The sequence below is a fragment of the Pseudomonas sp. SL4(2022) genome, from assembly GCF_026625725.1.
In the GTDB taxonomy this organism is placed as follows: domain Bacteria; phylum Pseudomonadota; class Gammaproteobacteria; order Pseudomonadales; family Pseudomonadaceae; genus Aquipseudomonas.
On record NZ_CP113060.1, the window covers coordinates 23,201 to 44,741 of the forward strand.

At 61.6% G+C, this 21,541-nt stretch carries 25 protein-coding genes; 13 read left to right on the forward strand and 12 right to left on the reverse strand.

The features are described from left to right. The first annotated feature begins 3 nt into the window (after nt 1-3). Nucleotides 4-795: a hypothetical protein gene (locus OU997_RS00115; RefSeq protein ID WP_267808449.1), complete on the forward strand. Its 792-nt coding sequence runs from the start codon at nt 4-6 to the stop codon at nt 793-795. A gap of 221 nt (nt 796-1,016) precedes the next feature. On the opposite strand, the gene OU997_RS00120 is transcribed toward OU997_RS00115, so the two are convergent. After that, nucleotides 1,017-1,850 carry an AraC family transcriptional regulator gene (locus OU997_RS00120; RefSeq protein WP_108486285.1) on the reverse strand — a complete coding sequence of 278 codons (834 nt, stop codon included), beginning with the start codon at nt 1,848-1,850 and terminating at the stop codon, nt 1,017-1,019. Between the two features lie 3 nt (nt 1,851-1,853). After that, nucleotides 1,854-2,423 (reverse strand): GNAT family N-acetyltransferase, encoded by a 570-nt coding sequence (locus OU997_RS00125; protein ID WP_267808450.1) that lies wholly within the window; start codon nt 2,421-2,423, stop codon nt 1,854-1,856. A 242-nt stretch (nt 2,424-2,665) separates the two neighbouring features. Here OU997_RS00125 and OU997_RS00130 point away from each other — a divergent pair, with 242 nt between their 5' ends. Continuing rightward, nucleotides 2,666-6,142: a PAS domain-containing hybrid sensor histidine kinase/response regulator gene (locus OU997_RS00130; protein ID WP_267808452.1), complete on the forward strand. Its 3,477-nt coding sequence runs from the start codon at nt 2,666-2,668 to the stop codon at nt 6,140-6,142. Here the strand turns inward: OU997_RS00130 and prmB are convergent, their stop codons facing one another. Together prmB and OU997_RS00140 are read right to left on the reverse strand one after the other, a co-directional pair. Continuing rightward, nucleotides 6,143-7,075: a 50S ribosomal protein L3 N(5)-glutamine methyltransferase gene (prmB, locus tag OU997_RS00135; RefSeq protein ID WP_256583009.1), complete on the reverse strand. Its 933-nt coding sequence runs from the start codon at nt 7,073-7,075 to the stop codon at nt 6,143-6,145. Nucleotides 7,076-7,147: 72 nt separating this feature from the next. Further along, nucleotides 7,148-7,279 (reverse strand): hypothetical protein, encoded by a 132-nt coding sequence (locus OU997_RS00140; RefSeq protein ID WP_256583010.1) that lies wholly within the window; start codon nt 7,277-7,279, stop codon nt 7,148-7,150. Nucleotides 7,280-7,436: 157 nt separating this feature from the next. Here OU997_RS00140 and OU997_RS00145 point away from each other — a divergent pair, with 157 nt between their 5' ends. The 3 genes from OU997_RS00145 to OU997_RS00155 all read left to right on the forward strand — a co-directional run bounded on the left by OU997_RS00145 (nt 7,437) and on the right by OU997_RS00155 (nt 9,086). Next, nucleotides 7,437-8,033 (forward strand): cysteine hydrolase family protein, encoded by a 597-nt coding sequence (locus tag OU997_RS00145; RefSeq protein WP_267808455.1) that lies wholly within the window; start codon nt 7,437-7,439, stop codon nt 8,031-8,033. Between the two features lie 114 nt (nt 8,034-8,147). Further along, nucleotides 8,148-8,468, forward strand: coding sequence for a hypothetical protein (locus OU997_RS00150; RefSeq protein ID WP_108486290.1), 321 nt, complete (start codon nt 8,148-8,150; stop codon nt 8,466-8,468). A 60-nt stretch (nt 8,469-8,528) separates the two neighbouring features. After that, nucleotides 8,529-9,086 (forward strand): Smr/MutS family protein, encoded by a 558-nt coding sequence (locus OU997_RS00155; RefSeq protein ID WP_108486291.1) that lies wholly within the window; start codon nt 8,529-8,531, stop codon nt 9,084-9,086. 9 nt (nt 9,087-9,095) lie between these two features. On the opposite strand, the gene OU997_RS00160 is transcribed toward OU997_RS00155, so the two are convergent. Then, nucleotides 9,096-9,644, reverse strand: a complete 549-nt coding sequence (locus OU997_RS00160) for a carboxymuconolactone decarboxylase family protein (RefSeq protein WP_267808458.1) — start codon at nt 9,642-9,644, stop codon at nt 9,096-9,098. Nucleotides 9,645-9,731: 87 nt separating this feature from the next. On the opposite strand from OU997_RS00160, the gene OU997_RS00165 reads away from it, so the two are divergent. Together OU997_RS00165 and folE are read left to right on the forward strand one after the other, a co-directional pair. Beyond that, complete coding sequence (locus tag OU997_RS00165; protein ID WP_267808459.1) at nt 9,732-10,073, forward strand: winged helix-turn-helix transcriptional regulator; 342 nt, start codon at nt 9,732-9,734, stop codon at nt 10,071-10,073. An 89-nt stretch (nt 10,074-10,162) separates the two neighbouring features. Beyond that, nucleotides 10,163-10,711: a GTP cyclohydrolase I FolE gene (folE, locus tag OU997_RS00170; protein ID WP_108486294.1), complete on the forward strand. Its 549-nt coding sequence runs from the start codon at nt 10,163-10,165 to the stop codon at nt 10,709-10,711. Here folE and OU997_RS00175 read toward each other — a convergent pair. Next, nucleotides 10,701-10,901 (reverse strand): hypothetical protein, encoded by a 201-nt coding sequence (locus OU997_RS00175; RefSeq protein WP_267808460.1) that lies wholly within the window; start codon nt 10,899-10,901, stop codon nt 10,701-10,703. The genes folE and OU997_RS00175 overlap by 11 nt on opposite strands. A 222-nt stretch (nt 10,902-11,123) precedes the next feature. Between OU997_RS00175 and OU997_RS00180 the strand changes: the two genes are divergently transcribed. Beyond that, nucleotides 11,124-12,719 (forward strand): malate:quinone oxidoreductase, encoded by a 1,596-nt coding sequence (locus tag OU997_RS00180; protein WP_267808462.1) that lies wholly within the window; start codon nt 11,124-11,126, stop codon nt 12,717-12,719. A 130-nt stretch (nt 12,720-12,849) separates the two neighbouring features. Here OU997_RS00180 and OU997_RS00185 read toward each other — a convergent pair whose 3' ends face one another. After that, nucleotides 12,850-13,086 (reverse strand): DUF3820 family protein, encoded by a 237-nt coding sequence (locus tag OU997_RS00185; RefSeq protein WP_267808463.1) that lies wholly within the window; start codon nt 13,084-13,086, stop codon nt 12,850-12,852. 134 nt (nt 13,087-13,220) lie between these two features. Here OU997_RS00185 and OU997_RS00190 point away from each other — a divergent pair, with 134 nt between their 5' ends. Continuing rightward, entirely contained in the window at nt 13,221-13,592 is a 372-nt protein-coding gene (locus OU997_RS00190) for a glutaredoxin family protein (protein ID WP_108486296.1), read from the forward strand. Nucleotides 13,593-13,662: 70 nt separating this feature from the next. Here the strand turns inward: OU997_RS00190 and OU997_RS00195 are convergent, their stop codons facing one another. Both OU997_RS00195 and OU997_RS00200 read right to left on the reverse strand, forming a co-directional pair. Further along, complete coding sequence (locus OU997_RS00195) at nt 13,663-14,166, reverse strand: cupredoxin domain-containing protein (protein ID WP_267808465.1); 504 nt, start codon at nt 14,164-14,166, stop codon at nt 13,663-13,665. 82 nt (nt 14,167-14,248) lie between these two features. Continuing rightward, on the reverse strand, nt 14,249-14,662 hold the full coding sequence (locus OU997_RS00200) for a hypothetical protein (protein ID WP_108486298.1): 414 nt from the start codon (nt 14,660-14,662) through the stop codon (nt 14,249-14,251). A 114-nt stretch (nt 14,663-14,776) separates the two neighbouring features. Between OU997_RS00200 and OU997_RS00205 the strand changes: the two genes are divergently transcribed. Further along, the gene (locus tag OU997_RS00205; protein ID WP_108486299.1) at nt 14,777-15,178 is read left to right on the forward strand and encodes a hypothetical protein; all 402 of its coding nucleotides are present in this window, start codon (nt 14,777-14,779) and stop codon (nt 15,176-15,178) included. A gap of 9 nt (nt 15,179-15,187) precedes the next feature. Here OU997_RS00205 and OU997_RS00210 read toward each other — a convergent pair whose 3' ends face one another. The 3 genes from OU997_RS00210 to OU997_RS00220 all read right to left on the reverse strand — a co-directional run bounded on the left by OU997_RS00210 (nt 15,188) and on the right by OU997_RS00220 (nt 19,025). Then, the gene (locus OU997_RS00210) at nt 15,188-17,119 is read right to left on the reverse strand and encodes a DEAD/DEAH box helicase (protein ID WP_267808467.1); all 1,932 of its coding nucleotides are present in this window, start codon (nt 17,117-17,119) and stop codon (nt 15,188-15,190) included. A gap of 114 nt (nt 17,120-17,233) precedes the next feature. Beyond that, nucleotides 17,234-17,836: a glutathione S-transferase family protein gene (locus OU997_RS00215; RefSeq protein WP_108486301.1), complete on the reverse strand. Its 603-nt coding sequence runs from the start codon at nt 17,834-17,836 to the stop codon at nt 17,234-17,236. 31 nt (nt 17,837-17,867) lie between these two features. After that, a complete protein-coding gene (locus OU997_RS00220; RefSeq protein WP_267808469.1) occupies nt 17,868-19,025 on the reverse strand; it encodes a PLP-dependent aminotransferase family protein in 1,158 nt (385 codons plus the stop codon). A gap of 111 nt (nt 19,026-19,136) precedes the next feature. On the opposite strand from OU997_RS00220, the gene OU997_RS00225 reads away from it, so the two are divergent. The 3 genes from OU997_RS00225 to OU997_RS00235 all read left to right on the forward strand — a co-directional run bounded on the left by OU997_RS00225 (nt 19,137) and on the right by OU997_RS00235 (nt 21,524). Continuing rightward, nucleotides 19,137-19,592, forward strand: coding sequence for a MarR family winged helix-turn-helix transcriptional regulator (locus tag OU997_RS00225; protein WP_267808471.1), 456 nt, complete (start codon nt 19,137-19,139; stop codon nt 19,590-19,592). Between the two features lie 124 nt (nt 19,593-19,716). Beyond that, a complete protein-coding gene (locus OU997_RS00230) occupies nt 19,717-20,328 on the forward strand; it encodes a LysE family translocator (protein ID WP_267808472.1) in 612 nt (203 codons plus the stop codon). After that, a complete protein-coding gene (locus tag OU997_RS00235; RefSeq protein ID WP_108486305.1) occupies nt 20,328-21,524 on the forward strand; it encodes a benzoate/H(+) symporter BenE family transporter in 1,197 nt (398 codons plus the stop codon). Before OU997_RS00230 ends, OU997_RS00235 begins: the two co-directional genes overlap by 1 nt. The last annotated feature ends 17 nt before the right edge of the window (nt 21,525-21,541 follow it).

The following is a 21,541-nucleotide window of genomic DNA, read 5'->3' on the forward strand; positions in this document are numbered from 1 at the left end:
TGTATGACTGACAATCCAGAGCCACACACCGATACCGACGCCGCCGTCCCGGAGGTCGTCGAGCAGGCTCATCCGTGGGCGGAGCTGCCGCCTGAGCACTTTCGCCTGCTGCGCCTGGCCGCCCTGCCCACCGACCGCCATACCGGCGCGCGGCCCTTGCGCTTTATCCAGTTAGGCCGCGTCGAACGCCTGGGCAAGCAGCAAAGCCTACTGCGTCTGACCTTACAGCTCCCCGGTCAGCGCGTACGCCAGGAACAGAACATGCTTGAAGTCTGGGCCGATCACGAGCAGCGCGTGGTGCGCTTCGGTCCGGAAAAAGGCCTGTATGTGGAGCCAGAAAACCGTGGCCTGGGACGTTTCCTGCTGGCCCAGGGGATTGCCTGGGCGCGTCAGCACTTCGCCCACTACCAGGTGCAACACAGCCCCCTGCCGAGCAAGGATGCCTTTACCGAGGAAGCCCGCGCCCGGCGCGACCACTGTCTGCAGGCCCAGGGCTTTGTCGTCGAGTACCTCGACCCGCTGAAAATCAAAGCGCAATGCGGCGCGCCACGGGTCAGCTCGCTGCATGGCGACTGGCATACGGAAAAAGTGCAGGTCGTCGAATTGCTGGACGCCGCCAGCATGCTGCAACAGGCCGACCAGAGCCTGCGCGAGCAGGACGTGAAAGTGCGCAAACTGGAAGAACGCATCGGGGTATTCAAGCGTGAAGACAACGGCCTGCGCTTTACCATCACCTGTCTGGTGGCATTCTGTGTGTTTCAGGCGGGGTTGCTGATATGGATTGCCACGCGCTAGCAGCTCCGTTGAAAACTACCTGCATTGCCGATACAGCGTTAAAAGCAGGCTCAGCTAGCCGCTTGCGGCTAACGCGCTTTAGCGCGACCCGAAGGGCGAGTGAAACGAGTAATGCTCATTTACAGCTCGTAAACTCCGCTTCTTCGCCGCGTTGACCAGCCAGAGGCTGTTACTAACGTAGCGCCTTGTCTCGGCTGCCTCGCGACGTTTTCAGCGGGCTGCTAATAAATGGCGCGGGCCTGGCGGTACTGCCCCGGTGCCACGCCATAAGCCTGTTTGAACTGTCGGCTTAGATGACTCTGGTCGGCAAAACCCAACTGCATCGCCACACTCAGCGGCGCACAACCATCACGCAGCAGCGCCCGCGCCTGCTCCAGGCGGCGCTGCTGCAGCCAGCTGTGTGGCGGCAGGCCGGTGGCGCGGCGGAATACGCGGGCGAAATGAAACGGCGACAAACCCACCGCCTGCGCCAACTCCTCCAATGAGGGTGGCGCCGCCAGCCGACTGCTGAGCAATTCCTTGGCACGGCTGACAGCACGCGGCTCATGGCCCGGCACCAGGCCCTCAGGCAACCGCGCATGGCGCTGGAATAGCAGCAGAATCGCCTCGCGCCAGGCGGTCTGCAGCTGCAGCGCCGACGCCTGGCTGTCCAGCAGCTTATGCAGATTGCCGAATTGGCGATGCAGTTGCGGATCATGCAGCACGCTGAGGATGAATGACGGCATGCCCTGCCGCCCCAACTCCAACTCCGCCAACACGCCGTACACCTGCGCATTGTCCGGGTAGAAGCCGCGGTAGTGCCAACCCTGATCATGGGCCTTGGAGCCGGTGTGCAACTCATCCGGGTTGATCAGCACCATGCTGCCAGCCGGCGCCAGATGCTCGCTGCCACGGTGGCGAAAGCGCTGGGCACCCTCTTCGATCACCGTGAAGACAAAGCCTTCATGCACATGGGGCGAAAAGCGCTGCTCGATATAGTGCGCGTGCAGCAGCTCGATACCGCCCAGTTCGCGCGCCTGCCAGAAACGTGTTTGCTCGATACCCGCGTGCGCCATGCCTCAACCGCTGAAACGCGCCTCCAGTTGCTGCTTGATCGCCGGCCAGTCGTGATCGGTGATGCTGTACAGCACCGTATCATCCAGACGGCCATCGGCCAGGCGGCGGTGGTTGCGCAGCACGCCTTCGCGCTGCGCACCGAGCTTTTCGATGGCACGCTGCGCGCGCAGGTTGCTGGCAGCGGTCTTCAGTTGCACCCGCACCATGCTCCAGTTCTCGAAGGCATGCCGCAGCATCAGGTACTTGATGGTGGTATTCAGGCCCGTGCCGTGCTGACTGCGATCCAGCCAGGTCCAGCCGATCTCAACCGCCGGCAAGCTGTTCATGAAGTCACCGAAACGGGTGGTGCCCACCAACTGATCGCCCAAACGAATAACAAAGGGCAAGGCGCGCCCTTCACGCTGCTCAAGCAAACCCTGGCGATACCAGTCCAGCCGCTGGCTGCCACTCATGTAGATCAGTTCCTGGCGATTGGCTTCGGCCAGACTGATCAGGGCGGGAATATCGGCATCGACCATCGGTTCGATGCGCAATCCGCCACGTTGCAGGGTAATCAGTTGCGGCTTGAACATAGGGTCCCTCCTCGGACAGCGTCGCAGGCGCGACACGCTAACAGGGCCAACCCGTGTGCACAATCCACAACAGCTATAGGTTATACGCCAGTGCGACCTTGGTCGTGCCTGACGCACCATCACTTTGCTGCGAGACTGACACCCATCCTCTTCAATGGGCGCTGATGCGGTAGGCTCTGGTCAGCCGCTGCGCTGCCAGTTATGACCCCGGCAGCCCCCTATAGTTTGCTTTCGGAGCTTGCATGACCCTGTCCAGTGGGCTGATCGCCGCCGTAGCGCTGATTTACATGGCCACCCTGTTCGCCATTGCCTTCTATGGCGACCGCCGCGCCACACCTATGCCGCCACGCGTGCGGGCATGGGTGTACAGCCTGTCGCTGGCGGTGTACTGCACCAGCTGGACCTTTTTCGGCGCGGTAGGCCAGGCCGCCGAGCAGCTGTGGTCATTTCTGCCGATCTACCTCGGGCCAATCATCATTCTGGTGTTCGCCCCCTGGGTGCTGCAGAAAATGGTGATGATCAGCAAGCAGGAGAACATCACCTCGATTGCTGACTTTATCGCCGCGCGCTATGGCAAGTCCCAGGCGCTGGCGGTGGTGGTGGCGCTGATCTGCCTGGTCGGCGTGCTGCCCTACATTGCGCTGCAACTCAAGGGCATCGTACTTGGGGTCAATCTGCTGATTGGCGAAGGGGCCAGCGCCAGTGGCACCAGCGCTCAGGACACCGCCCTGATCGTGTCACTGGCACTGGCACTGTTCACAATATTGTTCGGCACACGCAATCTGGATGTCACCGAGCATCACCGCGGCATGGTTCTGGCGATTGCCTTCGAGTCGCTGGTCAAGCTGCTGGCCTTCCTCGCCGTCGGCGCATTCGTCACCTACGGCCTGTACAACGGTTTTGGCGATTTGTTCAGCCAGGCCAAGGCCAGCCCAGGACTGGAGAAATTCTGGGAACAAACCGTCAACTGGCCAGCGATGATGACCCAGACTGGCCTCGCGATGATCGCCATCATCGCCCTGCCACGGCAGTTCCATGTAACAGTGGTGGAGAATATCGAGCCCAAGGACCTGAATCTGGCACGCTGGGTATTCCCTGCCTACCTGATCCTCGCCGCACTGTTTGTAGTGCCCATCGCGCTGGCAGGGCAGATGCTCCTGCCGGCCGGCATCACCCCGGACTCCTTCGTAATCAGTCTGCCGCTGGCCGAGGCACACCCGGCGCTGGCGCTGCTGGCCTTTATCGGCGGTGCTTCGGCGGCCACCGGCATGGTGATTGTCGCCTCGGTGGCGCTGTCGACAATGATTTCCAACGACATGCTGTTGCCCTGGTTGCTGCGTCGGCAGAACACCGAGCGGCCGTTCGAAGCCTTCCGCCACTGGATGCTTACCGCGCGCCGGGTCAGCATCGTACTGATCCTGCTGCTGGCCTACGTGTGCTATCGCCTGCTCGGCTCCAACGCCAGCCTGGCAACCATCGGCCAGGTATCCTTTGCCGCCATTGGCCAGCTGGCCCCGGCGATGTTCGGTGCCCTGGTGTGGAAACAGGCCAACCGCCAGGGCGTGTTTGCCGGCCTGTTCTTTGGTGCGCTGATCTGGCTCTATACCCTGGTCATACCGCTGGTGGCACGTGGTCTGGGCTGGCCGCTGGAGAGTTTCCCTGGCCTGCCCAGCCTGCTGTATGGTCCGATTGGCTTCCAGGTCGACCCCCTGACCCGCGGTGTGGTGCTGTCACTGGCCGGCAACTTCCTATTGTTTGCCTGGGTTTCCTACTTCTCGCGCACCCGCGTGGCCGAGCACTGGCAAGCCGGCCGTTTTATCGGCCACGACCTGGGTACCAAGCCGAGCAACCGCAGTATGCTCGCGGTGCAGGTCGGCGACCTATTGCTGCTGGCCAACCGTTTTGTCGGTGAAGACCGCGCGCGGCAGAGTTTCATGCGCTTTGCCTACCGCCAGGGCAAGGGTTTTGACCCCAACCAGAATGCCACCAGCGACTGGATCGCCCACACCGAGCGGCTGCTGGCCGGTGTGCTGGGGGCATCCTCGACACGTGCCGTGGTCAAGGCCGCCATCGAAGGCCGCGAGATGCACGTCGAGGATGTGGTGCGCATCGTCGACGAAGCCTCGGAAGTGCTGCAGTTCAACCGCGCACTGCTGCAGGGCGCCATCGAGAACATCACCCAGGGCATCAGCGTGGTCGACCAGTCGCTGCGCCTGGTGGCCTGGAACCATCGTTATATCGAGCTGTTCAACTACCCCGACGGCCAGGTGTATGTCGGCCGGCCGGTGGCCGAGCTGATCCGCTTCAACGCTGAACGCGGCCTGCTCGGTGGCGGCGATATCGAGGAACACGTCAGCAAACGCCTGTACTGGATGCGTCAGGGCACGGCGCACACCTCTGAACGCATGTTTCCCAACGGCCGGGTGATCGAGCTGATCGGTAACCCCATGCCCGGCGGCGGCTTCGTGATGAGCTTCACTGACATCACCGAGTTCCGCGAAGCCGAGCGTGCACTCAAGGACGCCAATGAAGGCCTGGAACAGCGGGTCAGCGAGCGCACTCAGGAGCTTTCGCAACTGAACCAGGCGCTGATTGAAGCCAAGCGCGTGGCGGAAGCGGCCAACCAGTCAAAAACCCGCTTTCTCGCCGCAGTCAGCCATGACCTGATGCAGCCGCTGAATGCCGCGCGGCTGTTCTCCGCCGCCCTTGCGCATCAGGATGACGCCCTGCCCAGCGACGCCCGCGAACTGGTACGCCACCTGGATAGCTCGCTGCGTTCCGCCGAAGACCTGATCAGTGACCTGCTGGATATCTCACGCCTGGAAAACGGCCGCATCACCCCGGATCGCCACGCGTTTGCACTGAACAGCCTGTTCGACACCCTCGGTGCGGAATTCAAGGTGCTGGCCGCCGAACACGGCGTGGACTTCCGCCTGCGCGGCAGCCGCCTGCGGATCGACAGCGACATCAAATTGCTGCGGCGCATTCTGCAGAACTTCCTGACCAACGCCTTCCGCTACGCCAAGGGCCGCGTACTGCTCGGCGTACGCCGCAACGGCCAGCAGCTGCGTTTAGAAGTATGGGATCGCGGCCCGGGGATTCCCGACGACAAGCGCAAGGTGATTTTTGAAGAATTCAAACGCCTGGACAGCCACCAGACCCGCGCCGAAAAAGGCCTGGGCCTGGGCCTGGCGATTGCCGACGGTTTGTGCCGCGTGCTCGGCCACCAGTTGGAAGTACGCTCCTGGCCGGGCAAAGGCAGCGTGTTCAGCGTCACCGTGCCCCTGGCACAGCAGGCCGAAGCCCCCAAACCCGCCATCGCGCCAGAGCAGTCCGGTCAGGCCCTGGCCGGCACGCAGGTGCTCTGCGTGGACAATGAAGACAGCATCCTCACCGGCATGCACAGCCTGCTGTCACGCTGGGGGTGCCAGGTGTGGACCGCGCGCAATCGGCTGGAATGTGAGCATCTGCTGAGCGAGAACGTGCGCCCGCAACTGGCGCTGGTGGATTTCCACCTGGATGACGGCGAAACCGGCACCGAACTCATGGCTTGGTTACGTACCCGCCTGGCCGAGCCACTGCCGGGCGTGGTAATCAGCGCCGACGGCCGCCCCGAGCTGATCGCTCAGGTGCATGCCGCCGGTCTGGATTACCTGAGCAAGCCGGTCAAACCAGCGGCCTTGCGCGCCTTGCTCAGCCGGCACCTGATGTTGCGTTGATCAGCCCAGTAGGCGCTGACGGAACAATGCCTGATGCTCGCGGCACTGCGCGGCCGCGAGCAGGAATACGCCGTGCCCACCGCGTTCGAACTCCAGCCAGGTGAAGTCGACTTCCGGGTATAACGCCTCGACATGCACCTGGCTGTTGCCGACTTCGATAATCAGCACACCTTTCTCAGTCAGATGATCCGCCGCCTCGGCGAGCATGCGCCGAACCAGATCCAGGCCATCCTCACCGCAGGCCAGGCCCAGTTCAGGCTCATGCTGATATTCGGCCGGCATATCGGCGAAATCCTCGGCATCCACATAAGGTGGGTTGGATACGATCAGGTCAAAACGCTGACCCGGCAGCCCGGCAAAGCCATCGCCCTGCACGGTGTACACACGGTCATCCAGACCATGGCGCTCGATATTCTGGTTGGCCACTTCCAGCGCTTCATAGGACAGATCACCGAGCACCACTTCGGCCTCGGGGAACTCATAGGCGCAGGCAATACCGATGCAGCCCGAGCCGGTACACAGGTCGAGAATCCGCGCGGGCTCGACTGCCAGCCAAGGCTCGAAGTGCTGCTCGATCAGCTCGGCAATCGGTGAGCGGGGAATCAGCACGCGCTGATCCACGATAAAGGGCAAACCGCAAAACCAGGCTTCACCCAGCAGGTAGGCCGTGGGCACGCGCAATTCGATGCGTTGCTGCAGGAGGCTGTGCAGGTGCTGATGTTCGGCGTCATCCAGGCGACAGTCGAGGTAGTTGTCGGCGATTTCATACGGCAGATGCAGTGCCCCCAGCACCAGCTGACGGGCTTCGTCCCAGGCATTATCGGTGCCGTGACCGAAAAACAGTTCATCGCCATGAAAGCGGCTGACGGCCCAGCGAATGTAGTCGCGGATGGTGCGCAGACGGGTTGGATAGGCGTTTTTAGCGTCGCTCACGGCAGCTCTCCGCAGGATAAAGTCGCGCATTCTAGCCCATTGCGCGCCTTATAGAGCTGTACCCGAGCTGACCTAGGGGTTGTTGCGCGACTCGCTGGAGGACGGCTCGTCACGTTTGATGCGCAGTTCGCGCAGCACAGCTATGGAAATAGCCACAGCGAACAACAGCCAGAAGTGTTCAAAAAACAGTGCAATCAGATTCATATTGCAGCTCCTTTGCTTGAAAAAACCGTTCCTCGGCAGCCGCTCGATTCTGCTCGCCGCACAGGCGACACGCAAGATCATCAACCACAAAGGTTCACAGCAGCGCGGCACAGGCGGACAATGGGTGGACTGTCCATGCCAGCCTGGAGTTCCTGCCATGTCCACCCCTAAAACGATGTTCGCCCTCACTGGCCGCGGCCATGCGCCCGCTAGCCTGAGCAATGCGACCTTGCTGGTCATTGATGCGCAAGAGGAATACCGCAGCGGCGTGTTGCAACTACCGGGACTGGATGCTGCGCTGGAAGAAATCGCCAAGTTGCTCGCTGCGGCCCGAGACCTGGGCAGTGCCATCGTTCACGTCAAACACCTGGGTATCCCTGACGGTTTACTCGACCCGCGCGGCCCACGTGGCCTGCACCTGCCGGAAGCAGCACCGCTCCCGGGCGAGTTCATCGTCGAGAAGCGAATGCCCAATGCCTTTACCGGTACCGACCTGCATGAACGTCTGCAGACACTGGGTCGGCTGGATTTGATTGTCTGCGGCTTCATGACCCACTCCAGCATCAGCACCACGGTACGCGCCACCAAGGACTATGGTTACCGTTGCACCGTGGTCGATGCGGCCTGCGCCACCCGTGATCTGCCGACGCTCGACGGCCAGGTGATCAGTGCGGCCGACATGCACCGGGCCGAGATGATCGCCCTGGCCGACAACTTTGCCGCCGTGGTGCCACGCGCCAGCGCCCTGCTCTGAAGCGTCTACAAACGGGCGTGCCGTCACACCCTAAGCAGTGACGGTTGAACCACACCGGCAGCGGCCGGTCATACCGCCGATAGCCACTGAGTCAATCGGCATGAGGAAACCGGCATGAAGTTATCCGATGGTTTTGATGCTCGACGCCTGCGCCCGCGCAGTGCCGGCAGCTGGCAAACGCGTCTGGGGGCCGCGCTGGGGGCCCTGCTGGCGACCTTCGGCATTCTGCTGAGCATGGCCGGCGTTGCCGCCCTACTCGGCCAGCATTCGGTACTCGGCCCGCTGAATGAATCCGCAGTGGCTGCCAGCCTGTTCGCCGTGATCGGCCTGGCCCTGCTGTATGTCGGCATCATGCTCTGGCGCCGCTGTCGACGCCGTGCGCGGCGCGCCACTGAACTGAACATGGCCCCCCACCTGATGAAAAAGCGCGACTAGCGACAGGCCAGCACGAAAGCCGGTCGCTTAGGTACACTAGCGGCCTTCGCGGAGGCCCCTATGCAAGACGATGATTTTTCTCTATTCAAAGCCGAACTGCGCGGCGTCAAACCCATCAAGCATGACCGCGCCGATACCGGTAAGCCAAAACCCAACCGTGCCCAGCTGGCCACTCTGCGCCAGGCGGCTACGGCGCGCGTGGACAGTATCAAGGTCGACGGCCTGTCCGATCAGTTTGTCATCGACGTGGGCGCTGAAGACCCGCTGTACTGGGCGGCCAACGGCGTGCAGGAAGGCCAGATGCGCAAGCTCAAGCTGGGCCAGATCAGCTTCGAGGGCAGTCTCGACCTGCATGGCATGAACGTGGAAAAGGCCCGCGACACCCTCTGGGCGTTCATTGCCGAAGCCAACAAGCTGGAAGTGCGCTGCGTGCGCGTCACCCATGGCAAGGCTGTGCGCATGGATGGCCGCAAACCGATGATCAAAAGCCACGTCAACACCTGGCTACGCCAGCACCCGCAGGTGCTCGGTTTCACCTCCTGCCTGGCCAAGCACGGCGGCACTGGCGCTGTTTATGTGATGCTCAAACGCACCATGATGGACGGCCGCGACGACTAGCACGCTCGCCTAGCCAGCCCAGCGTGGTGCCTGGGCCTCGTGCTCGACACGCAGGCCGTTCACCACAAACGAGACCGCGTGATAAAAACCCACCAGCACCAGGCACTCGATCAGTTGTGCCTCAGTGAATGCTGAACTGAGTTGCTGCCACAGACGATCCTCCACCGCTGCGCTGCTATGCAGGCTGTCAGCCAGCGCCAGCAACGCCTGCTCAGTCGAACTCCATAACCCGCCATCAGTCACGACGGCGCAGGTATCGGCCAGCTGCTCAGGGCTGAGCCCCGCCTGACCATTGAATGCGGCAACGTGCACCCCCCACTCATACTCCGCGCCACAACGTGCCGTGGTGCGCAGGATCAGCAGTTCACGCTCGCGCAGGCTGATGCTGCCACGATCAAGCAAGCCTGCAGCCAGCAACCGCTGCAGCACCCGCGGGTTGTGCGCCATGCTGCGAAACAGTTTCAACGGCGGCATACCGGGCGGCATAACCCGATCAAACGCCGCCTGCACATCAGAGGTATAGGGTGGTTGCACGGGCTGAATACGCGGGCTGTACATAGGCAATACTCCTGACGGGCTGTTAAGCTACGAAAAAAGTAGCAAACTCACTCTAGGCCGCTACTAAAAAAGAAGCAAGGAGCCAGCATGGACACCCCGACACCCGGCCAGCCGGTACGTGGCTCGCAAACAGGCCGCCCGATCATGGCACTGCTCGACCTGCTGGGTCGCCGCTGGAGCCTGCGTGTGCTCTGGGAACTGCATCAGACCCCGGCCAACTTTCGCGAGTTGCAGAGCCGCTGCGAAGGCGTATCGCCCTCCGTGCTCAACACCCGCCTGGGTGAGCTGCGTGACGCCCAGCTGCTGGAGAACGGCGAGCGCGGCTACCAGCTATCGCGCCTGGGTATCGAGTTGGTCGAACAGTTCCTGCCACTGACCCTGTGGGCCGACAACTGGGCTGCCCAGCTACCGCCCTGGTCAGAAAACTGATGCACATTGGCGTGCCGTGCCCTTGCCAGCCCGACGGCACCGCCCTAACCTGCGCGTCTGTAAATCTCCGCTAGTGCCACAGGAAGATCATGTCCCTGGAACAAAACTACACCGCGATCCTTGGCCAGCTTGGCGAGGACGTGTCCCGCGAAGGCCTGCTCGACACCCCCAAGCGTGCCGCCAAAGCCATGCAGTACCTGTGCAAGGGCTATCAGCAGAGCCTCGAAGAAGTGACCAACGGCGCACTGTTCAGCTCCGATAACAGTGAAATGGTGCTGGTGAAGAACATCGAGCTGTATTCGCTGTGCGAGCACCACCTGCTGCCCTTCATTGGCAAAGCCCACGTCGCCTATATCCCCAATGGCAAGGTGCTCGGCCTGTCGAAAGTCGCCCGCATCGTCGACATGTATGCACGCCGCCTGCAGATCCAGGAAAACCTCAGCCGGCAGATCGCCGAAGCCATCCAACAAGTCACTGGTGCTCTCGGCGTGGCGGTGGTAATCGAAGCCCAGCACATGTGCATGATGATGCGCGGCGTGGAGAAGCAGAACTCGTCCATGGTCACCTCGGTGATGCTCGGCGAGTTCCGCGAGAACGCCGCTACGCGCAGCGAGTTCCTCAGTCTGGTCAATAGCTGATCAATCCAGCGTTAGAAAGAACCGGCCATGCGCCGGTTTTTTCATTTTCCCCCGAGACAAACGGCGAGATTCCGCCAAAGCCAGTTAAAAACGGCCTGGCGCATGGCGAGATCACGCCACCAGCGTACCCGCTCAACCGTCCGCTGATGCGGCAGAGCGCCGCAGCCAGTGGCATCAGGATATCGGGCACGCTTCTTGCCATTAACCCAGCCACAGCAGTCAACCGCGCCTCCTGGCGTGCCATGACAGGCCAAGCAGCCTGCCATCAGTGCCACTGCCGTTTTGCACACGACGCCCAGCAAACCTGTCATGCGCCTGTCGCTAAGCGACGGGCACGGCAGTGTTTGCCGCACACAGCCCCTGTGTCGACGCGGGCGTCATCCCGAGTTCACCGAGTGAGATGATTGGTTCAATGAAAAAACTCCTGTTGGCCCTGCTGTGCTTGAGCGTGATCGGCTGCGCCAAGCAACCCGAGCCGGAAAAAACCGTGGATGTTCTGCTGATTGGCGGCGGCATCATGAGCGCCAGCCTGGGCACCTACCTCAACGAGTTGGAGCCGGGCTGGAGCATCGACATTTACGAGCGCCTCGATCAGGTGGCCAGCGAAAGCTCCAATGCCTGGAACAACGCCGGTACCGGCCACTCGGCCTTCTGCGAACTGAACTACACCCCGCAACTGGCCGATGGCAGCATCGACATCAGCAAGGCCGTAGCGATCAATGAAGCCTTCGAGATTTCCAAACAGTTCTGGGCTTACCAGGTTGAACGCAAGGTTCTGAATAACCCGACCTCGTTTATCAACAACGTGCCGCATATGAGCTTTGTCTGGGGTGAGGATAACGTTGACTTCCTTAAGAAGCGCCATGCGGCGCTGCAGGCCAGTTCACTGTTCCGCGGCATGGAATATTCCGAAGATCCACAGCAGATCCAGCAGTGGGCGCCGCTGATCATGCAGGCGCGTACACCGGGACAAACCCTGGCCGCGACCCGTATGTCGATCGGCACCGACGTCAACTTTGGCGAAATCACCCGTCAGCTGTTCGACTCGCTAAGCCAACAGGACAACATCAGCCTCAACCTGCAGCATGAAGTGCGCGGCATCGAGCGCAATGCCGACAACACCTGGAACGTACGGGTGGCCGACCTGACCAATGGCGGCGCAGAAAAAACCGTGAATGCCAAGTTCGTGTTCATTGGTGCCGGCGGCGCAGCGCTGAAATTGCTGCAAATGTCCGGCATCAGCGAAGCCGAAGGCTATGCCGGCTTCCCGGTGGGTGGCTCGTTCCTCGCCACCAGCAACCCGGAGATCGTCGCCCAGCACCAAGCCAAGGTCTATGGCAAAGCGTCGGTCGGTTCGCCGCCCATGTCCGTGCCGCACTTGGACACTCGGGTGATCGATGGCAAGAAGGTGCTGCTGTTCGGCCCGTTCGCCACCTTCTCCACCAAGTTCCTGAAGAATGGTTCGCTGCTCGACACCTTCAGCGCCCTGACCACTGACAACATCCTGCCCATGACCCACGCCGGCATCGACAACTTCTCACTCAGCACCTACCTGATGGGCCAGTTGATGCTCAGCCAGGAAGACCGCATGGCTTCGCTACGCGAGTATTTCCCCAACGCCCAATCGGCGGATTGGGAGCTGATCCAGGCTGGCCAGCGCGTGCAGATCATCAAAAAAGACGCTGAACACGGCGGCATTCTGCAATTCGGCACCGAAGTGGTCAGCGCCGCCGATGGCAGCATCGCCGCGCTGCTCGGCGCCTCTCCAGGTGCCTCGACCGCCGCGCCGATCATGCTCTCGGTGCTGGAGAAGACCTTCAAGGACAAGATGCAAAGCCCGCAGTGGCAAGCCAAGCTGAAAGAAATCATCCCGTCCTACGGCCAAAAGCTGAACGACAACCTGGCGCTGACCAACCAGACACGCGCCTGGAGTAGCGAACGCCTGCAACTGGAGTTCGTTGAAGTGCCACCGCTGGCCCTCACCCCAGAGGTCAGCCAGGCGCAGTAAGCCGCCTGCTGCGCAATGCAAATTGCCAGAAGCACCTTTTACCGTCGCTCACGCGACACACGCTGCCGCCATGGATGGCACGCAATAAAAAACCGGCCATAAGCCGGTTTTTTATTGCCCGGTGAAAAACCTACCGCCCCTTGAACGGCACACGCGGCTTAGTGCGTAGCGGGTCGAGCAGGCCCGACAGGCCGTTGTGGTCGATCTCCTGCATCAGCGCCAGCAACCGGCCGATTTCACCCTGGGGGAAACCTTCACGGGCAAACCAGTTGAGGTAATTACCCGGCAGATCGGCGAGCAAACGGCCTTTGTATTTGCCGAACGGCATCTCGCGGGTCACCAGCAACAACAGGTCTTCGGGTTTCATCGCAGGCTCGGCAGGGTCAGGTAATCGAGCGCAAATTATGCCGTTCGACCGGGAGCACGGCCAGCGCCGGGCCAATCGCAGCAAACTCGGGTAAGCTGCGCGCCCCTGTTTATCGACCCAAGGTTTGTCCCCGCATGATTATCAAGGCACTGCGTATCGGCCTCGGCCAGTTGATCATCTTCCTCGACTGGATCAGCCGTCCGGCCAAGCTCAAGCGCACCGCAGAAGCTCAGGCTGCGGTCGAGCAAAGCGCCAGCAACCTCGCGCTGTACCAATTCCACGCCTGCCCGTTCTGCGTAAAAACCCGCCGCACCCTGCATAAGCTGAATGTGCCCGTGGCCCTGCGCGATGCAAAGAACGACGTCCAGGCGCGCAACGAGCTGGAACAGCAAGGCGGCAAGATCAAAGTGCCGTGCCTGCGCATCGAAGAAAACGGCCAGAGCACCTGGCTGTATGAGTCCAAGGCGATCATCGCCTATCTCGACGAGCGCTTCGCAGCCGTCTGAACCAACAACCGGGGCCGCTAAGCGGCCCCGGTTGTTTCAGCGCTATGGCTGATCACTCAGCCCAACGTGTTCAGTTCGCCAACACCCGCACCTTACCGACCATGCCGGCCTGGTAGTGGCCTGGAATCAGGCAGGCAAAGTCGAATTCACCGACACGGTTGAAGGTCCAGATAACCTCCTCGCGCTGTCCCGGTGCCACATGCGTCATATCCGCTGATTCATGCTGCATGCCCGTGGATGTCGCCATCATCGCAGCATGCGCCTGCAATTCAGTCTGGGTACCGAGCACAAACTCGTGCATGACCTGCCCGTCATTGCGATGGATAAAGCGGATGGTTTCGCCCTGCTTGACTTCAAGCTGGTCGGGGCTAAAACGCATCTGATCACTCATGCTGATTTCGATGGTACGACTGACCTGCTCCGGCTCGCCGGCAATCCCCCAGGCCTTCTGCTGCTGGGCCGGCGCAGCCGCGTGATGCCCGCCGTGATGCTCGCCAGCGGCCCACGCAGCGCCACTGCCCAACAGAACGCCCAGACTCAATAGCAACGCGACAGCATTTGAAGATGCACTCATGGTTATTTTCTCGAACTAAAAGCTGAATAAACGCTGTGAGCAGGCCGCTCGATAAAGCTGGCCACACACAACGACACGGTGTTCAGACAAGAAATAACCGCGGCGGCCGTTCGAGGGGTTCGCTGATAAAACCGATAAATTGATCCAGCCGCGCCAGAGACGGCTCGACCGTTTGCAGTGGGGTATTACTGGCCGCCGCCGTGCTCAGCGCCACCGCACCGACACAAAAGGCGCAGAGGCTACACAGGCTGTTATCGGTGGCAGTTAGCGACTGGCTGGCGTTGTCGCGGGCGTGATGTTCGCCATGGGTAGACGCCTCAGCAGACGCAGCCATGCCCATCACGCCCGGATGGTGCGCCGTCACTTGTGGATCAACCTGGGCCATCGGCCCGCCCTGCTGGATTACCGCGCACACCTGCATGCTGAGGGCAGCCATACTCTGCGCCGGCAGGGTCAGCATCAGCAGGCAGATCAGGGCAGTTCGCAGTGAACGCATGGCAGCGGAAGTTATCGTGAGCAAGGGCATGGAGGCGGATTATCCGCCCAACAGCAGCTTTGTCCATGCCTGAGCATGGGCAAATGCGCCCATAGCTGGCTATGATCGGAGCCCATGACCAGCACCCCACCCTTGCGCCAACCCTGCCCACCCGGTGCCTGCGATTGCGGGCGCGAGCAGCTGTTGCAGCAAGCCAACAGCGATGTGCGCATCCTGTTGCTCACCCGCACCGAGGAAAAGCGCCTGCTAGAGCGCCTGGAAAACCTTGAAAGCCTGGCGGATCTGGAAAAGCTGCAACGGCGCATCTACGAACAACTCGGCGTTCGCGTCGCGGTTGCCCCAGGCTTCAATGAAGTACGCAGCATGCGCGGCATCGCGATTCAGATCGATGAGTTGCCCGGGCTGTGCCGCAAAACCCGTCAATCGATCCCCACGGCCATCCGCAGAGGTCTGGAGAAACGCCCGCAGATCGCCTACGAACTGCTTAACGCCCATGACCTGCTGCGCGATACCTGACAGCGTCTATCACTTGCGCCTCGCCAATATCGCTGTTGCGCCCTGAGCCTTCTGGCAGTACCAGAACACCCGGCTGACCCCACGGGTGATCGCCACATAGGCCAGGCGCAGGCTTTCATCCTGCATGGCCTGGTCGTAGCTGTTGCTGAAGAAGCCCGAGTAGGCATACAGCGCATTACGCACCGGATGCGGCTCAGGCGGCATGCAGTCATCGAGGATGATCGCCACTTCGGCCTGCAGGCCCTTGGCGCGATGGATGGTGTAGGCCTTGACTGGCAGTTTCTTATCGAGCTGCGCAGTCATGGCCTGCAGCGGCTCATTACGCCGACTGAGCAGCAACACCGCATTGGGCTCACGGCTGTTGCGCTCGGCGGCGTAGGCGCACTGCTCGCCGATCTGCTTGAGCAGCTCCGGCAAACGCGCCTTGCTGTCGAAGCGCTGAATCAGGCGCACGCCATGATCACCCGGCTGCGTGGCTTTGATTGCCTGACTGGCCTTCACCTGTTTGTGCTGCACGTCGCCCAGCAGCGCTTCGGCGTCACGGATAATCGGCTCAATCGAGCGGTAGTTGTTGGCCAGGGTCAGCACGGCGCTGCACTTGGCTTTGCCTTTCCCGGGAAAGTGCCGGTCGAAGTCGATAAACAGCTCCGGTGAGCTGCCACGCCAGCCGTAGATCGACTGCCAGTCATCGCCGATGGCCATCAAGCTGACGGCTGCGCCCTGCCCGGCCAGCGTGCGCTGCACGGCCTGCAGCCACTGGACGATCTGCGGCGAGATGTCCTGAAATTCGTCGATCAGCAGATGGCTAAATAGCGCCAGCAGCTGTGGCGCAACGCTCTGTTCGCCGGCATTTAGCTGCGCCGTCAGCTGGGCAAAGGCGGCGTTGAAGGTCAACAGCCCCTGCTCCTGCAAAGCGCGCTGAAAATAGGGCCAGAACAGCAGCAATGCTTCAAGAAACTCACGCACGGGCGCCGCAGTGTCGAGGCGTTGCGGCTGCATCGTCGACAGCTCAATGCCGATGCTCTCGGCAAAGCCGGCCTGGGCGTAGAAGGCTTCATACAGCGGCACGCCGCTGAACTCGCCCGTAAGTTTGAACAGATCAAGCGGGGCCTTGGGAAGGCGCTTAACCGTATCGGACGGTGGTGGCAGCTGCAGCAGGCTATGCACCTTTTGCCGAAACACCCGCTGCTCGGCATAGCACTGCTGGTAAGCCTGCTTGAGCAGACGCTGCTGGGCCGGGCGCAGGCGGCCAGCGCTCAGTGGGTTATCCAGTTCGCGGCTCGCCGCCTGCGGGTCGTCCAGTTGTTCAAACCAGCGCGGATTACCCAGCAGACTCTTGGCCACGCTGCCCATGGCTGAGTGGAAGGTGCGCACGCACTGGCGCGCCTGACTGCCATCGAAGGGATAGTTGAAGAAGCCCAGGACCTTGAGCAGCTGTTCGCGCAGCTCGGCGCAGGAGGCATTGGTAAAGGAAATCACCGTCAGTTGCTCGGGCTTGATGCCCAGATGGCAGATCATAAATGCCACCCGCAGCACCAACGTGGTGGACTTGCCCGAACCGGCCCCGGCGAAGATGCGCGTCAGCGGATGATGGCTGAGGATCATCGCCCACTGTTCATCCGATGGCGCACTGAGCACCCCAGCCGTCACCGCCCGCGCCACTTGCTCGCGCATGGCCTGGGCTTGCGCGGCCTCGACCGTCAGCATAGCCGGTCCGTAAATGCCTTGGACACGCGGTTTACTCGCAGTGCGGCGCGGTTCAGCCGGCGGCTTCGGGTTAGCCGCTTGGCCCTTGCCAGGCGCTTTTTTCGCCCGAGGCGCTGGCTGGTTTAGCTGCGCAGCCGCATCACGCTCGGCGCGCAGGTAGGCCGTGGTATGAGGGAAGTAGCGCGCCAAAGCAGCGGAAAACAGCCGCTTATAGCGCTGAACAGCAGATGGCATTCGCGACCCAGCCAGAAGATAGATCGTTGAATGATAAGTGCTTTTTACGGCGAGCTGGCGACTGAGCGATGAGAAAGCGCAGCGCCTCTCACCGCTCAGCTCATCCGACGGTTATCAGTCGAGCATGCCGACATAACGCGGGTGGCTAGCAACCCGCGCCAGCCAGGTGCGAATGGCCGGATACGGCGTCAGGTCAAAGCCGCCTTCGTCCGCCACATGGGTGTAGGCGTACAGCGCGATATCGGCAATCGAGAAGTTCTCCCCAACCAGATACGGCGTGCGCTGCAGCTGCTTCTCCATCACTTTGAGCGCCTTATGACCGCGCACATGGCACTCCTCGTACTCTGCGCGGCGCGCTTCAGGCAGGCCCTGATACAGCTGGATAAAGCGCGCCACCGCGACATAAGGCTCATGGCTGTATTGCTCGAAAAACTGCCACTGCAGCACCTGGGTGCGCAGGCGCGGCTCGGTTGGCAGAAACGCACTGCCATCAGCGAGGAAGTTGAGGATGGCATTGGATTCCCACAGGCAGGTGCCGTCGTCCAGCTCCAGTACCGGGATCTTGCCGTTGGGATTCTTGGCCAGAAAAACGTCGCTCTGGGTCTCGCCCTTGAGGATATCGATCGGAATCCACTCATAGGGCTGATCCAGCAGATGCAGCATCAGCTTGACCTTGTAGCAGTTGCCCGAGCGGTAATCGCCATAAACCTTGTACATATCGCCCTCCTAACCTGCTTGAACGCTTGGACTAGCTTGCTTGCGCCTGACGAATAACCTCGGCCAGGCGTTTGAGGCCTTCGCTCAGGCGCTCCGGTGCGACGTGGCTGAAGTTAAGCCGCAAATGCCCCGGGTTGACGTCCGGGTCGATAAAGAACGGCTCGCCCGGCATAAACGCCACGTTCTGCGCCAGCGCCGGTGCCAGCAGGGTGCGGGTATCCAATGGCTGCTTGAGGGTCAACCAGAAGAACAACCCCCCCTGGGGAATCTGCCAGTCGGCCAGGTCGCTGAAATGCTCTTCCAGCACCGCTTGCATGGCATCACGGCGGATGCGGTAGAAGTCGCGTAGTTCAGCCAGATGGCCACGGTATTTTTCACTGCCCAGCCACTGCAACGCCTGCCACTGGCCGATGCGGTTGGTGTGCAGGTCCGCCGACTGTTTGAGGCGCAGCAGGTAAGGGAACAGGTCCGGGGTGGCGATCAGGTAACCGACGCGCAGACCCGGCAACAGGGTTTTCGACACAGTGCCGGTGTAGATCCAGCTGGCCTTCTGCAGGCGACTGACAATCGGCGTGGCACTGCCTGCGTCGAACACCAGCTCACGGTAGGGCTCGTCTTCGATCAGGGTCACGCCGAACTCATCCAGCAGCGCCGCCACCGCGTCGCGCTTGGCCTCGCTGTAACGTACCGCCGAAGGGTTCTGGAAGGTCGGGATCAGGTAGGCAAACGCCGGCTTGTGGTTTTCCAGACGCTGACGCAGGGCGTCGATCTGCGGACCGTCGGCTTCCTGCGGCACGGCGATGCAATCGGCGCCGAACAGCTGGAAGGCCTGCAGCGCGGCCAGGTAGGTCGGCGCCTCCAGCAGCACTTCGGTACCCGGGTCGATAAACAGCTTGCTGGCCAGATCCAGGGTCTGCTGCGAGCCGCTGACGATCAGCACCTGGCTGGCATCGCACGGCACGCCTAAGGCACGAGCTTCGGCGGCAATGGCTTCGCGCAGTGCCGGTTCACCTTCGCTCATGCCGTACTGGCCCATGCTGGCCGGCATCTCGGTCCACTCGACGTTCGGCAGCATCGGCTCGGCAGGCAAGCCGCCAGCAAAGGACATGACTTCCGGACGCTGCGCCGCGGCGAGGATTTCACGGATCAGGGAGCTTTTCAGGCGGGCAACACGTTCGGAGAAGGCCATGGATATCACCGGTAGCAAAGGCAAATAAAAATAGGTCAAACTGTTTGACCGAAATTCTGGTTGCCTGAAACTACGACGACCACTGCAGATACGTCAATAGGCTTGACCTTAATGCTTGACCTCAAAAGCACTACCACTCAGCAAATCGCCATGGAAGCTTTCTTCTTTGGCTACCAGGCGTTTACCGCCAAGGCCGATGAAATGCTGGCGCGCCGTGGCCTGTCGCGGGTGCACCACCGCATTCTGTTTTTTATCGCCAAGTACCCGGGGCTGAGCATGAAAGAACTGCTCGGCTACCTGGGCGTGAGCAAGCAGGCGCTAAACACCCCACTGCGCCAATTGCTCGAAATGAACCTGGTGCAGAGCCTTGCCGCTGAAGACGACAAGCGCAAACGCCTGCTCGGCTTTACTGCTGAAGGCGCCAAGCTGGAACAGGCGCTACGCCGCGAACAGGCCAAACTGCTGCAGCGGGTCTTCAGTGAGGCCGGGGAAACCGCCGTGAGCGGTTGGCTGCAGGTCAACCAGACATTGGGCCACAGTCGCCAGAGCGGTACCGTCGAAGGCTAGAGCAAACTGTACTGACTGCGCATATACACTGCAGAACTGTACCGTTGATTGCCCGCGTCGCTGTACCGCGACGCTCTGAGCATCTACCCCTAGGCTGATCAGCACTGCCCCTGAGTGCTGCGCCATGACCACCGAACTGCTGCTCGCCTTCATCGCCTTCGCCTTTGTCACCTCGGTAACGCCGGGGCCGAACAATATGATGCTGCTCGCCAGCGGAGTGAACTTCGGCCTGCGTCGCAGCCTGCCGCATATGTTCGGCATCAGCCTGGGCTTTATGCTGCTGGTGGCCTCGGTAGGCCTTGGCCTGGGTCAGCTATTCGAGCAGGTACCGCTGCTGTACAGCGTGCTGCGCTATCTGGGCGCGGCTTACTTGCTATATCTGGCCTGGAAAATCGCCAACTCCGGCGCGCCGGACAGCCAGAGTAACGCCGCCGGCAAACCTTTCAGCTTTCTCCAGGCGGCGGCCTTCCAATGGGTCAACCCGAAAGCTTGGATCATGGCCATCGGCGCCATCACCACCTACACGCCGCCAGACAATTTCGTGGTCAATGTACTGGTGATCGCCGCGCTGTTCGCTCTGGTCAACTGCCCCAGCGTCGGCCTGTGGACGGTCGCGGGTAGCCTGCTGCGCAACTGGCTGAGCAATACCCGAGCGCTGCGCGTGTTCAATATCAGCATGGCCCTGCTGCTGGTCGCCTCGCTGTACCCCATCTTCGCCGACACCGGACTGCTCTGATGCACGATCTAACACCAACCCGCCTAAGGCCGTTGGCCGACACATCGACCTCGGCGGTGGTCGCAGGGTTTATTGCCATGCTCACCGGCTACACCAGCTCGCTGGTGCTGATGTTCCAGGCTGGTCAGGCCGCCGGGCTGACGAACGGGCAGATTTCCTCGTGGATCTGGGCACTGTCGATTGGCATGGCACTCTGCTGCATTGGCCTGTCGCTGCGCTACCGCGCGCCAATCATGATCGCCTGGTCCACCCCTGGCGCCGCGCTGCTGATCACCAGCCTACCGGGCGTGCCTTACAGCGAGGCGATTGGTGCCTATATCTTCGCTTCGGTGCTGATTGTGCTGATCGGCCTGACCGGCACCTTCGACCGCCTGATGCGTCGCATCCCTGCCTCCATCGCCGCCGCGCTGCTGGCCGGCGTACTGTTCAAGATCGGCCTGGAAATCTGCGTAGCCGCCGAGCAGCAGCCGGTGCTGGTGGTGGCCATGCTGGTCGCCTACCTGTTGGGCAAACGTCTGCTGCCGCGCTATGCCGTGCTCGCTGCTTTGATCGTCGGTAGCGTGCTGGCTGCACTCTTCGGCCTGCTCAACTTCGAGCATTTCGAGCTGCAACTGGCGGTGCCAGAATGGACCACACCAAGCTTCTCACTGGCCGCAATGATCAGCATCGGTATCCCACTGTTTATCGTCGCCATGGCCTCGCAGAACCTGCCGGGCATGGCGGTGCTGCGCGCCAATGGTTATGACGTGCCGGCCAGCCCCTTGCTAACTACGACCGGACTGACATCCATGCTGCTGGCACCCTTTGGCAGCCATGGCATTCATATGGCCGCTATCAGCGCAGCGATCTGCGCCGGCCCGGAAGCCCACGAAGACCCGAAAAAACGCTACACCGCCGCCATCTGGTGCGGGGTGTTCTACGGCATCGCCGGCATTTTCGGCGCCACTCTGGCGGCGCTGTTTGCCGCGCTGCCAAAAGCATTGATCTTGTCCATCGCGGCGCTTGCGTTATTCGCCTCGATCATCGGCGGCCTGACCCAGGCCATGAGCGAGCCGAAAGAACGCGAAGCGGCGCTGATCACCTTTCTGGTGACGGCCTCGGGGATGACCCTGTTCTCGGTGGGCTCGGCGTTCTGGGGGATTGTTACCGGCTTGCTGACCCTGGTGATTCTCAATTGGGGCAAGCGCGACGTTTGAGTGTCACGTGAGAGGCG